General features: G+C 71.4%; 17 protein-coding genes. 16 read left to right on the forward strand and 1 reads right to left on the reverse strand.

Going from position 1 to position 12246, the window contains the following annotated elements; translation table 11 throughout:
- The first annotated feature begins 247 nt into the window (after positions 1-247).
- From ACIP5O_RS36585 to ACIP5O_RS36660, 16 genes are all read left to right on the forward strand, one after another.
- The gene (locus ACIP5O_RS36585) at positions 248-1600 is read left to right on the forward strand and encodes a hypothetical protein (protein ID WP_401302106.1); all 1353 of its coding nucleotides are present in this window, start codon (positions 248-250) and stop codon (positions 1598-1600) included.
- Positions 1601-1835: 235 nt separating this feature from the next.
- Positions 1836-3812 carry a pRL2-11 gene (locus ACIP5O_RS36590; RefSeq protein WP_401302109.1) on the forward strand — a complete coding sequence of 659 codons (1977 nt, stop codon included), beginning with the start codon at positions 1836-1838 and terminating at the stop codon, positions 3810-3812.
- Between the two features lie 57 nt (positions 3813-3869).
- Positions 3870-4301 carry a hypothetical protein gene (locus tag ACIP5O_RS36595; RefSeq protein WP_401302112.1) on the forward strand — a complete coding sequence of 144 codons (432 nt, stop codon included), beginning with the start codon at positions 3870-3872 and terminating at the stop codon, positions 4299-4301.
- Entirely contained in the window at positions 4298-4627 is a 330-nt protein-coding gene (locus tag ACIP5O_RS36600; RefSeq protein WP_401302115.1) for a hypothetical protein, read from the forward strand. Before ACIP5O_RS36595 ends, ACIP5O_RS36600 begins: the two co-directional genes overlap by 4 nt.
- Before the next feature lie 61 nt (positions 4628-4688).
- Positions 4689-5420: a hypothetical protein gene (locus tag ACIP5O_RS36605; protein ID WP_401302118.1), complete on the forward strand. Its 732-nt coding sequence runs from the start codon at positions 4689-4691 to the stop codon at positions 5418-5420.
- A gap of 188 nt (positions 5421-5608) precedes the next feature.
- The gene (locus ACIP5O_RS36610; RefSeq protein WP_401302120.1) at positions 5609-5977 is read left to right on the forward strand and encodes a hypothetical protein; all 369 of its coding nucleotides are present in this window, start codon (positions 5609-5611) and stop codon (positions 5975-5977) included.
- A gap of 111 nt (positions 5978-6088) precedes the next feature.
- Positions 6089-6454 (forward strand): RRQRL motif-containing zinc-binding protein, encoded by a 366-nt coding sequence (locus ACIP5O_RS36615; RefSeq protein ID WP_401302122.1) that lies wholly within the window; start codon positions 6089-6091, stop codon positions 6452-6454.
- Entirely contained in the window at positions 6444-6740 is a 297-nt protein-coding gene (locus ACIP5O_RS36620; protein WP_401302125.1) for a hypothetical protein, read from the forward strand. The genes ACIP5O_RS36615 and ACIP5O_RS36620 overlap by 11 nt, the downstream gene beginning before the upstream one ends.
- A complete protein-coding gene (locus ACIP5O_RS36625; protein ID WP_401302127.1) occupies positions 6737-7342 on the forward strand; it encodes a hypothetical protein in 606 nt (201 codons plus the stop codon). The genes ACIP5O_RS36620 and ACIP5O_RS36625 overlap by 4 nt, the downstream gene beginning before the upstream one ends.
- Complete coding sequence (locus tag ACIP5O_RS36630) at positions 7342-7575, forward strand: pRL2-19 (RefSeq protein ID WP_401302130.1); 234 nt, start codon at positions 7342-7344, stop codon at positions 7573-7575. The genes ACIP5O_RS36625 and ACIP5O_RS36630 overlap by 1 nt, the downstream gene beginning before the upstream one ends.
- A 188-nt stretch (positions 7576-7763) precedes the next feature.
- Positions 7764-8054, forward strand: coding sequence for a hypothetical protein (locus tag ACIP5O_RS36635; RefSeq protein WP_401302133.1), 291 nt, complete (start codon positions 7764-7766; stop codon positions 8052-8054).
- A gap of 47 nt (positions 8055-8101) precedes the next feature.
- Entirely contained in the window at positions 8102-8554 is a 453-nt protein-coding gene (locus tag ACIP5O_RS36640) for a protein kilB (RefSeq protein ID WP_401302136.1), read from the forward strand.
- 72 nt (positions 8555-8626) lie between these two features.
- Positions 8627-9328 (forward strand): hypothetical protein, encoded by a 702-nt coding sequence (locus ACIP5O_RS36645; RefSeq protein WP_401302139.1) that lies wholly within the window; start codon positions 8627-8629, stop codon positions 9326-9328.
- Between the two features lie 99 nt (positions 9329-9427).
- Entirely contained in the window at positions 9428-9904 is a 477-nt protein-coding gene (locus ACIP5O_RS36650; RefSeq protein WP_401302142.1) for a transcriptional regulator, read from the forward strand.
- A gap of 102 nt (positions 9905-10006) precedes the next feature.
- Positions 10007-10723 (forward strand): NUDIX domain-containing protein, encoded by a 717-nt coding sequence (locus tag ACIP5O_RS36655; protein WP_401302145.1) that lies wholly within the window; start codon positions 10007-10009, stop codon positions 10721-10723.
- A gap of 13 nt (positions 10724-10736) precedes the next feature.
- The gene (locus tag ACIP5O_RS36660; RefSeq protein WP_401302147.1) at positions 10737-10880 is read left to right on the forward strand and encodes a hypothetical protein; all 144 of its coding nucleotides are present in this window, start codon (positions 10737-10739) and stop codon (positions 10878-10880) included.
- Positions 10881-11011: 131 nt separating this feature from the next.
- Here ACIP5O_RS36660 and ACIP5O_RS36665 read toward each other — a convergent pair whose 3' ends face one another.
- Positions 11012-11686 (reverse strand): hypothetical protein, encoded by a 675-nt coding sequence (locus ACIP5O_RS36665; protein ID WP_401302150.1) that lies wholly within the window; start codon positions 11684-11686, stop codon positions 11012-11014.
- Positions 11687-12246 lie beyond the last annotated feature (560 nt).

The raw sequence follows: 12246 nt of genomic DNA on the forward strand, positions 1-12246 counted from the left end.
ATGATCTCCAGTCCTTCCATGAGCGGGTAAGGCCCTGCCGCACGCTGCGCTAGGCCACTACGCAGATAGTAACTGTTGACGTGTGTAGTGTGCTAGTGCACTATCAATAACAGCTCACCCCCCCGGGGGAGGGCGAGCCCGGCCGTTTCCATCCAAAGACCCGGCCGGGCTCCAGTCCCGAGAGGGACCGACTCCAGGCTATGGCCTCGGAGCTGGTCACCTCTCCACGACCCGAGAGGAACCCCCCGTGAAGTTCAAGAACGAGCAGCGGACCCGCTGGGTACCGCAGACGAACGACGGAATCACCCATCAGGTCCCGGAGCACTACGACGTTGCCGTGCCCGTGCTCCCCCGGGACTGGGACGTCCTGGCCGTGCGCGCCGGCGTCTCGGTCGTCGGAGTCCTCACCGTGGTCACGATCGTCTGGTCCACGGTCAGCATCGGCGCCCTTCTGGGCGGGGGCGTTGGCTTCGCCGCGGCCGTCGTCTTCGACCTGGCGTGGCTGGTCAACGTGCTGCTGGAGTACCTGAGCCGGTTCGACCAGGAGAAGCGGACGTTTGCGAAGCGCCTGGGTTGGGGACTGCTGGCCGCGACCATGGGCGCGATCCTCTGGCACGGCCTGCTCCTGCACAACGTCGCCCTGGGCGTCGTCGGCGCGGCCGTGAGTCTGTTCGCGAAGGTCCTCTGGATGGGGATCATGAAGTTCATCAACCGCGACCTGTCCGAGGCGGACCGCCACTGGGTCGCCGCGGAGATCTCGAAGGCGAACGCGAAGTTGGCCGTGGCTTCGGTCCGGCGCCAGGTGGCGCACTCGGAGAACACCGCCGCCGCGGAGCTGCTGGCCGCGGAGCGGGAGCGCCACCAGATCCAGGACGCGCTTGCGGCCGTCCGTCCGGCCCCCGTCGCGGAGCCCGTCGCCGTCCCGGCCGCCGTCGCCGCGACCCAGGCGCCGGCCGTCGCGCCGACCCGGGAGCCCGCTTCCCTGGAGGCCGCTGTGAAGGAACTGCGCCTGGCCCGACTCGCCGCCGAGGACGGGTACGGCGACGACTGGCACCGCGCGAGCCGTGACGCGGACCTGGCGATGGACCGCGCGGTGGCCGATGGCTGGAGCGTCGCGGACGTCATGGAGGCAGACCGGTCCACCACGATGCGGGGCCGTGAGCGGGAGCTGGAGCTGAGGAAAGCCGCGGCCGAGGCCCCGCGTCCGGACACGTCCGGACAGACGGACACCCTGGTCTCCGCCCCCGCCCGTGTCCGTCCGGACACCGCCGGACGTCCGGACAACCGCACGAACGCCCTGGTCAACGGCACCGCCCAGCGTCCGGACGTCCGGACGGACAAGGACGTCCGTCCGGAGCCCGCGCCGCAGCACGACGGCCCGGAGTCGGGAGAGCGGGTGCCGGAGCAGCGGCCCCCGTCCATCGCGGCCGGCGTCCGGCTGCTGACCGGCATGGGCCAGAAGGACCCGGAGCAGATCGCCCGCCACCTCTCGGACGTCCTGGGCAAGCCCGTCTCGTCGGAGACCGTCTCCCGGGAGATCCGCCGGGCGTCGACCGCTCCGGGCGCGGCCCCCGGGACCGGTACGGGTCAGTACCTCTGAACTCACCTGGAAATGGAGGGGGGAGAATTCTCCCCCCTCCGTGAAAGGGCGTCAGTTCCCTTCCAGGGAAATTCAGAAGCCCAATGTCCGACCCGCGTAGTAGGAATGCGGGAGTACCAGAAGTCAGTTACGGGGGAACGGGACCGCGCCCGACGCAACCGGGCGCGGCCCCTCCGGTCCTTACGGACCGCGCCAACTCCTCTGATCCACGACAGGGAACAGGAGTAAGCACCTGATGATGGCACGCAAAGCGAAGCCGCAGACGAACCAGAACGAAGGCGTCGCAGAAGAGATCCTGGCGGGCTTGTTCACGGCGGTTCCGGTCCTGTCCTGGCGCTTCCTGACGGGCGCTCCGATGGACGGACAGCCGCGGACCAACGCCACCTGGACGCACCGGGGCACCCGTACGGAGCGGGAAGACGGGCGCCAGGCGCACCGCTGGGACTACCTGGCCAGGCTGGAGCGGGCCGGGTACCGGGTGGCCGGGGGCGCCGCGGTGGCGGGCACCGGCTACGGGTACGCCCAGGACCCCACGGTCACGCTCGAAGCGCTCCAGGCCGGCGGTTTCACGGTCGGCTCCGCGGCCTCCGCCTGGGTCGGATACCGGCTCATGGACGGGGCCGTGACCTGGCGCCACCAGCGGGACTGGGTGTGGCCGCTGCACGTCGCCCTCCGGGAAAAGCTGGGATACCCCGAGGGCACGAAGCCCTCCCGGTACATCCACGTCCCCGTGGATTACGCGAACATCACGGGCGACGCAATCCGAATTGACCTCCCCGCCGATTTCGCGGGTGAGGACGGAATCAAGGCCACCGTAAAGACCACGGTGACGAACAAACTCGCCCTCCAGGACGTCACCTTTTCGTGGCACACGGAGGGCAAGAACCATCACGTTCTCGTGAAACAGTCGCCCCGGCCCCCGTCGAAGGTCCTTTTCTCCGACCCGGAGATTCAGAAGCTCATTGAGCGGATGCCCGAATCGGCACCGCTCATCGGACTTTCCCACCGTGGGCGCGCCATTTCGGTTGACCTGGACGCCGAATCCCCTCACGTTCTGGTCTCGGCCGGAACGGGTGGCGGTAAGTCGGTCATCCTCCGCGCCATCTTCGCCCAGCTCTTGCGCAACGGGGCGGAAGGCGCGGTTCTCGACCGCAAGCGGCACTCTCACAAGTGGGTCCGTGGTCTTTCCGGCGTCGCCTATCACCGGGAAATCGCAGACATTCACGATGCGCTCGTTGCCCTCGGAGAGGAAGGGGAGCGACGTAACCGGATTGTCGACGCCTGGGAGGGTGACGACAGGGAGGCCCCCGTGGGCCCGCGTATGGCGCTGCTCCTGGAGGAAGCCAACGCGACCATTGGGAAGCTCAAGCGGTATTGGGCGTCCGTCCGGAAGACGAAGGCGGACGAAGACGGCCCCGCCGACCCGAAGGAATCCCCGGCCCTGGACGCGCTGGGCGAAATCCTTTTCATGGGCCGCGCCGTGAAAATGCACGTTCTCATGGTCGCCCAGTCGGCCACCGCGAACGCGCTGGGCGGCCCCGAAATGCGCGAGAACTTCGCCACTCGCATTCTCGCGCGCTACACCCGGAACGCCTGGAACATGCTGGTGCCCGAAGTGCAGCCCGCACCCAAGAGCACCCGGCACGTCGGCCGCGCCCAGGTGGTCCTTGGAGGCGTCGCCAACGAAACCCAGGTGGTCTTCTTCACCGACGCCGAGGCCCGCGCCTGGGCGGAGCTGGGCCGCGGCCTCCAGGGCTCGTCTCAGCCGTCTCAGGGTCACACCCACCCCGTCGACCTGGGAAAGGACCCTATGACCGTCTCAGGGTCCGCTGTGACGCAGCCCCTGCCGGCCATCCCCGCGCAGGGCGGCCCCGGGGCGCTGCGGGAGGACGCCGAGGGCTTCAAGGCGGACATGGAGGCCCTGTTCGCCGCGGCGCCGGCCGAGGCCCCCGGGGAGGCCGGAGAGCCCGCGCCGGACCCGGACGCCCCGGTCACGCTTAAGGAAGCGGTGGACAAGGAAATCGTCTCGGTCAGCCTCTCCGTGCTCCGCAAGGAATCGAGCGACAAGAACCGAGGAAAGGAATTCCCGCCCTCGGTCGGGGTCCACCCGAAGACGCGCGGAAAGCTCTACCGCCCGTCCGAGTTGCAGCGCTGGGAGCGCAACCGCCCGAAGGCCGGACAGGTCGCGGAATCCGGCGAACAGGAAGACTGAGCCATCACGACCGGGGGCCGGTCCTACTCCGGGACCGGCCCCCCTGGAAAGGCAGCAATGGGAATCCTCCAGTATTTCCGGAACAGGAAAACCGAAGCCGAAAGGCAGAGGGCGAAAGCCCACCACTGGAACCGGGTCCAGAAAGCGGCGGACATGGCTATCTCCGAGATGGTTCGGCAGATGGCCCCGGACGCCAAAGGGGCGTACGTCTACGCGGAAGACGTACAGCGGGTAGGCCGGGAAAACTTCAACCTGGAAATCCCCATCGCGGACGCGCACGCCGCACTCCATCACCGGCTCACGTTCCGCGGCTACAACCCCGTCCGATTCGCTCCGGTCTTCAACTTCGACCAGCGGACCCCGTTCCCGAACGAACCGAATCCGTGCGACGGATACGACTACCGAGGCGCCAACTCATGGTGCCGCCGCTGCGGGTGGTTCCTCGGAGACCACCCCGAATACGCCGAACTGACCGAGGGGGAGAAATGACCAGCACCACCACCACCGAAACCGACGAAGAGACCGGCCGGAAATCCCACCTTCCCGCCTGGGCGAAGTTCCCGAAGTGGACCCCGGCCGCACTCATCGTGACGGCCTGGGTGCTCGTCGCCCTCACGGTCACCGCCGCCGCCACCCTCACCGCGAAGGCATTCCTGGCCCTCCACGGATCGTCGCTCCCCTGGTGGGCGATCTTCTTCGTCTACGCCTTCGCCGGGGGCGCGGTATTCCGCGCAGCGAAGGAATTCACGGCCTGGGTCTCCATGGTGAAAAGCCGCTGGGGAGTCTTCACCCGCTGGGCCAAAGCGCTCGTCTGATCCCGCCCTCCGGTCCGGGGGAGCCCTTCCCCCGGACCGCGGAAACCCGAAGGAGAACACCGTGCAGCGATACACCGACACCGGCCGCGCCACGCTCGTCCCGCTGATGACCGAGGCCGGGACCGACCGAATCCGCAACGTGGACCTGGAGGTGACGCCCCATCTCCTGATCTCCGGGTACAGCGGGTGGGGCGCGACGTCGGCTCTCCGGCTGCTGGCCGTCCACGCCGCGCGCAACGGGATGGAGGTCCAGGTGCTCACCCCGAAGCGCGTCGGCTTCACCGGCCTGGACGGAGCCGAGGGCATCCGGGTCCACCGCGACCCCGACGCCATCGCCCAGGCCGTCACCGACTTCACCGCGGAGCTGGACGCGGAGATCCTGCGCCGCGACGCGGCCGGCATCTTCGACGTCACCGCGCGTCGGCTGCTGGTGGTCGACGGGCTCGACCGGCTCCGCAGCACGCTCGCCGGGACCGGCGCGGACCGGCGCCCCATCCCGGCCGCGCTGGAGGACGTCGCCCTTCTGGGCCGGGTCGCCGGGTACCACCTGGCGGCCTCGGCCTCCGTGACCGGTGTGCCCTTCCTGCCCGTGGCCCTGCGCGACTGCTCCGCCGTGCTCACCCTCGGCCCGACCGGCAACCGGGTGCGCCGGGAGCTGGTCGGCGCGGAGCCGAGGACGCCCGGCGTGCCGGCCGGACGCGGGGGCGGGGAGTTCGCGGACTACGACGGCCCCCGGCCCGTCCGCACCGTGTTCGTGGACGAGTCCGAGGCCCGGAGTCTCGTCACCCACTGACCGAGGCGTCCGGCCCGGTGCGGCCCCGCCCAGCTCCGGGCGGGGCCGCAGTGCTTTCAGTGGGTGCAGTGCCTTCCGTGCCTGCTGAACAGCAAAGATCTTGCGCAACCCGCTTGACTCGCCTGTACGGAGTTCCGTACAGTCTCTCTTGTACGGAACTCCGTACAGACCCTCTGATGGAGGCTCACATGATCAGTAAGGACACGCTCAAGGGTCTCGGCCTCGGGGCCGTCCTCGGCTCCGCGGTCTTCGCCACGGACCGTCTCTTCGGGGAGGACCCGGCCGGGTGGCTCACGGTCGTGCTCATCCTCGGCATCCTGGCCGACTACCTGTGGCGCGGCATCTGGGTCAGCCGCTCCGGCTACTGGGTGACGCGGGGCGTCGACTCGGAGGACGGGGACCCCTGCTGGCTCGTCAAGGGCGGCCCCTTCGCGGACGAAGACGACACGATCGCGGAGCTGGGCACCTGGCGGGAGGCCCGCCGCTACGTCCGCCGCTCGGAGCGCCTGGCCACGGAGGCGTACCGCCGGTACCGGCAGGACCGGACCCGCGGCTGACCCGACCCCAACGAAGCGGGCCGGGGGCGCGTCAATCGCCCCCGGCCCGCCGGGCGACTCCCGCGGGCGCGGACACGCCCCGGGAGTCTCGACACCGAAGGAGAGCCTTCGATGCGACGACGACGCTACCCCGACCCCGCCCCGGCCGCGCCGGAGCCCTTCCCCACCTACCGCAAGCGCCTGGCCCCGGACGGCCTGGCCACCCGCCGCCAGCTCCGGGCGCGCGGCCTCCGCCCCGCCGGCCACGACCCCGTGGCCCAGGTCCGCTACTGGCGCCACGGGTGGCAGCACGCGTACCTGTACCGCGTCGACCTGGCCCGGCCGGTCCGCCCGATGACCCCCGGGCGGTGGCGCTCGGTCGACGCGATGATGCGCGCCCGGCGTACGTGCGTGCAGTGCCGCACGGAACGCCAGTACGTGATCCCGGCCTCCGTCGGTCGTTGCAACGTGTGCGACGGAGTGCCCGATGCGGAGTGACCTGACCCCGACCCCGGACCGGCCCGGCATCCTGATCATTGCCGGGTCGGCCAACTCTTCCCCGCGCGCCGCCTACGCGTGCCGCTGCGGGCGCACCCGCACCGCGACCGGCGCCGCGGAAGTGGCCGTGCTCGTCCAGGACTGGGAGACCCACCGCCCGCAGTGCAGCCCGACCCCGGCCCGGATGCCGGCGCCCCGGCGCCCCAATCCGACCAACCGCAAGCGCACGACCGTCCCGGCCGCCGAGGATGGCGGCCTGTTTCAGATGAAGGAGACCCCCGCATGACCTTCCCGGAGATCACCCCCGAGGCCGCGTACGCCGAGGCCCCGCCCATCGCCAGGGAGACCGTCGCACTCCTCAGGCTCCGGCGGGAGCTGGGCGACGGCCGCCCGGCCTACTTCCCGCCCGCCGGCGTCCACGAGATCCGCGAAGTGCTGCTGCGCGAAGCGGCCCTGGTCGACCGGCTCACCCAGGACGAGCCCGCCGCACCCGACGCCCTCCAGGTCGCCGCCGCGCTCCGCGACTTCGACGCCGAGGGCGGCACCGGCCCCGGCGCCACCTTCGAAGGGACCGTCCCGCCCTGGAGCCCGCGGTGGACCGAGGACGCCCGCGGGTATGTCCGGCTGGAGTATCACCGCTGGCTCACCACCCCGCCGTGGAAGCCCCCGGTCATCGCCACCGCGGAGCAGTACGAGGAACTGCGCGCGGCCATGGTCGCCGTGGAGATCCCGCACGGCTTCGACCGCTGGCACCCGAACGAGATCACGCAGTGGCTCACCGACCTCGGGGAGGACGAGACGATCCCGGAAGCGGACCTGGCGCGCGCCGCCGCGGCCGTCAACTGGGCGCTGGGCATCGAGCCGGCCGACCTGGAGGGCACGGCCTGATGGATGCCTCCGAGATCAGCCCGGCGGACATGTCGCACGCCATGCTCGTGGCCATCCTGATGCACGCCGGCGGAAGCCTCAGCCTGCCCGCCAGTGCCTTCGAGCTGGACGCCCTGGGCGGAGCGGACGGAGCCTGGCACGCGGTTGGCATGGAGCCGCAGACCGATGGCACGGTCCGGCTCACCGTGCAGCCGCGCCCCGACGTCCCCGAAGCCGGAATGACCATCTACTGACCCACCCTCACCCCGGAGCCCCTGCCCACCCTGGGCAGGGGCTCCGTGTGTGCAGTGGGTGCAGTGCCTTCCGTGCGCGTTGACATGGCAAAAGATCTTCCCGGAACCGCTTGACGCGCTTGTACGGAGTTCCGTACAGTCTCCCTTGTACGAAGTTCCGTACAAGTCAGACGACAGGGGAGGCCCCCATGGAAGCCAAGGTCAACGCCGGACTGCTCGGCCTGTTCGCCCTCTGCGGTCTCGTCATGGCCGGGCTCGTCGGCTTCTTCGCCTTCGACCAGGGAGCGACCGGCACCGCCGCCCTCACCTTCGCGGCCGTCATCTACACCGCGACCGTCGCCACCCTGGCCCGCTGCGCCGGAGGCTCCGCCACCGCGGCCGTCCTGCGCACGGTGCTGCTCCTGGTGGGCGCCGCCGTCGCCCTGGTCGGGGCCGTCCTGCTGCACCCGGCCGGCATCCGGCTGAGTCCCGCCGTCTGACCCCGCACCAGCCACCAGCCACCGCACCACCGACCCCGGGGGAACCCATGCTGACCACCGTGATTGCAGTCCTCGGCACCCTGCTGGGCGCCGTCGTCGCCGGACTGATCAACAACCGCGCCGCCCGGACCGCCCGGGACGTCGCCCGGGGCGACCAGCGCCGCAACACGGAGCTGGAGGCCGTCACCGCCTTCGCCTCGGCCGTCGCCGCCCACCGCCGCGCCATGGTCGTCCGGGAGGACCTGCGCCTGTCCGGCGCCGACCCGGAGCACGTCGCCGCGGCCCGCGCCGAGTCGCACGCCACCCGCTCCGCGATCGAAGCGCCCAAGGTCCGCGTCTCGATCCTCGTTCCCGCCCTGGCCCCGGCCGCCACGGAGGCCGCCCAGGCGTCCTACGCCCTGCGCGGCGCCGCGGACTCCCGGCGGCTCGACCTGCTCCGGGAACACGCGATCAAGGCCGCCGACAACTTCACCGCCGCCGCCGCCCGCCACTTCGCCTGATCCTCCGGCGCCGGGCACCCCGCCCGGCGCCGGCCATCCGACCCAGACCCACCACCACGAAGGAGTCCCACCATGAGCCAGACCGACCCCATCGACTTCGCGTACGGCGACGACGCCCGCATGGGCGGAGTGGACATCACCATCAGCCTTTCCCCCGCCCAGGCGAAGGCCATCGGCGGGGAGGCCGGAGTGATGGCCGACTGGTTCCACTCGGCCCTGTGGGCGATGGCGCTGCTGCGTACCGGCCGCAACACCGCCGGGCACCCGTACTTCGCCGGGCCGCACGACTGGTACACCCCGATCAACGACCTGGACCACCGGCTGATCCCGCGCCTGGAGGGCATCCGGGACGCCGTGGTCCGGGCCCACGCCCGCAGCGGCGGCACCGTTCAGGATCTCGCCCTGGCCATGGACGTCCCGCGCAGCACCGCCCAGCACCGCCGCGAAGTCCTCACCCGCGCCATGCCCAGCACCTGGGAGACCTGGGCGGAGGACGGGGGCCCGGAGGACAAGGGCCGCATCAAGGACCCGTATAAGCCCGGCACGCCCGTTGCGGACGGCCGCTTCACCATCGGCCAGAAGGTCCGCGTCCTGGGCGTCTCCGGCGCGCTGGCCGACCGGGCGGAGCTGGTCGGGAAGACCGGCCGAGTGGTCTCGGAGGCCCGGGACGGACAGGTGACCGTCCGCGGCCTCTCCGGCAAGGAGCGGGAGACCTTCGCGGACTACTGCGGCTTCGACCCGGACGACCTGGAGAGCGCGGAGCGCAAGAACTGAACGTACGGAACTGAACGTACGACCCGGGGCGGCCCGCCAGTGCCAACCGACCGGACCGCCCCGGCCTCCCACCAGCTCACCAGCGGAAGGACTCCCATCATGAACCACGCCGCCGCCACCTTCGCCGCCGTCTTCATCGGTCTGTACGTCGCCCACAGCGTCGGGGACCACTGGGTCCAGTCGTCATGCCAGGCCGCGACCAAGGGACTGCCCGGGTGGCCCGGGAGGATCGCGTGCACCCGTCACGTCCTCGGCCTCACCGTGACGAAGGCGCTCGTCCTGGTCCCCGTCGTGCTCGTCCTCGGCCTGGACGTGAGCGTCCTCGGCCTGGCCCTCGGCCTCGGCCTTGACGCGGCCTCTCACTGGTGGGCGGACCGGCGCACGACCCTGGCGCGCCTGGCCGCCCGGTGCGGGAAGAAGGAGTTCTACTCCCTCGGCACCCCCACCCACCCGGCCCACCCGGTCACCGCCGAGGGCGAGTACGCCCCCACCCTGGGCACCGGGGCGTACGCCCTGGACCAGTCCTGGCACATGCTGTGGCTGGGCGTCGCGGCCCTGGTGATCGCTGCTCTCTAACAGGCACGGAGGGCACGGAACGCACGGAGCCTCCGTGCCCTCCGAACTGGCCTTACTCCACCGTCTGACCACATCCCGCACGCCATCCGACAGGAGACAGCCATGTCCGACACCACCGTCCCCGCCGCCCTTCGTGACTGGTCCGTGAGCTGGCCGGAGTACAAGCCGGCCGACGCCACCCCGCCGGAGCTGCTGCCCGCGGCCCTGGCCCTCCAGGTCCCCGACTGGGCCGAGGCCGCCGCGACGCCGGCCGACGTCCAGGACTGGGCGGCGCGCCAGGCCGCCGCGCTCGTCCCGTTCGAGCTGGACGCCCAGGGGTGGCCCCTGAACCCGCAGGGGCGCACCGGCAGCACCGGCCGGAACCTGGGCCGCTGGGGCGAGAACGCCGCCGCCGACCCGATCGTCGTCGCGGGCACGGGGCCGGACCGCCGGGTCCTGCTGATCACCCGGGACGACGTTCACGAGGAGGCCATCCCCGGGGGCATGGTCGACCCGGGCGAGACCGCCCCGGAGACCCTGGCGCGGGAGCTGCGCGAGGAGACGAACGTGGACCTGTCCGACCACCACCCGGTCATCCTCGGCCGGGGGGTCGTGGACGACTGGCGCAACACCGACCGGGCGTGGGTCGCCTCCACCGTCGCCCTGTACCTGCTGCCCGCCCCGGTGGCCGCCGTCGCGGGCGACGATGCGGCGGACGCGGGCTGGTGGCCGTTCGCCTCCCTCGGTCAGCTCGAAGCCGCGCTGGCCGAGGCCGGGCGTACCCTCTACGCCGGACACCGCCCCCTGTTGCTCCGCGCCCTTGCCCATCTCGACAAGTAGGAGACCCGGCACCATGGCCCGCATCAGCATCACGACCGCCCAGGGCGAGACGATCGAGACCACCAGCGATGACCAGTCGGTGATCCGGGAGTTCGAGAACCTGCCCTTCGAAGCCGAACACGTCACGGTCGTCACGGTCACCGAAGACCAGCACTGAACGCACGGAACGCACGGAGCCTCCGTGCCCCCTGAAAAGCCAGAACGGCCCCGCACACGCCCGTGCGGGGCCGTTCTGGGCGTCCGGGCCGACCGTCCCGCCCTGGGCCTGGAGAGGGCCGTACAGGGCCGTCAGGTGCGCCGGATAGCCGACCGGAGGACGTCGCCGGTCGTCACGACCTGGCCCCGCAGCTCGTCCCGCTCCCGCAGCGCGTCGGCCGGCGCGCGGGTGGCCATCGCCGCGACCAGCGCCGCAAGCCCGGCCGGAGCCCCGGCCCGCGCGGCTTCCTTGAGCTTCCCCATGGGGCCGTCCCCCCACCGCACCGCCCACTCCCACAAGGCCGCGACCGCCGGGGCGCTCTCCCAGTAGCAGCCGCGCACCAGCCGCTCCGCCAGATCGTCCGGGAGCTTCACCGTCACCCGCCCCACCAGCAGCGTGTTGCCGTCTTCGTCGCTGCCCTCCCGGTGCGCGGCCGTACCGACCGGGCGCCCCGGAGCCGAGACCGCGTGAGCCGGGATCGGGTCCCAGTCCCGGTCCATCCCCCGGGCCCGCAGCTCCGTACGGACGGCCCGGGTCACCACGAGATCCCGACTCCCCCGCAGCTTCCCGGACTCCCGGAGCCGGGCCCGCTCCACCCTGATCCGCTCCCGCTCCAGGCTGAGAGGGCGGCCCCTCAGCCCCGGGATACCGGCCTGCTCCCGGGCCGCTTTCAGCCATGCGGCCTCGGCCTCCCGGCCCGCTTTCACCGCGGCTTCAAGCCCCACCAGATCCGCCGGGTTCACGGCGACGACAAACGATCGAGACATGCCGGAGAGTGTAGCGAGAGACCAGTAAAGGCGCCTTGAACTGCGGTTTCTCGGTCAATCTGATCAGATAAAACCGAGTTGAGCACTCCGGCCGGCCCCGGTCGACACCGGGCAGGGAGGGGCCCGGGGCGCGCGGGTGGTCGGGACCGTCCGAGGGCCGTTTCTGATGGGCCGTCAGGTGTCGGTTACGGTCCGCGCATGACGGGTCCATGTCTATGTTGCGGAAAGTAGTTAGCTCCAGGTTCTTGACAAACCCCGGGGTGCTTGATCTAGATTGGGAGGCATGGCAATTGGTCTAGTAACTGAACGTGAGCGTCGGGGCGTCGGGTTCGCCGGAGGCGAGACCCGGCGTCTCGCCGCCCGGCCGACCGGCCTCGGCCCCGATCGGTCCCGCCCGGCACAAACCAGCAGGTCAGCGGACACGGAGGCCACGGAGGGCACGGACCGCACGGAAGCCGCGGCGCCGCGGCGCCCCGCTCCGGACGGCCGAAGGCCGTCACTCCGCGTGGCGAAGCCCGCCGAAGGCGGGCAGTCAGCCGGAGGCTGGTACACCGCCACGG

Source organism: Streptomyces sp. NPDC088915, from assembly GCF_044749825.1.
Classification (GTDB): Bacteria; Actinomycetota; Actinomycetes; order Streptomycetales; family Streptomycetaceae; genus Streptomyces.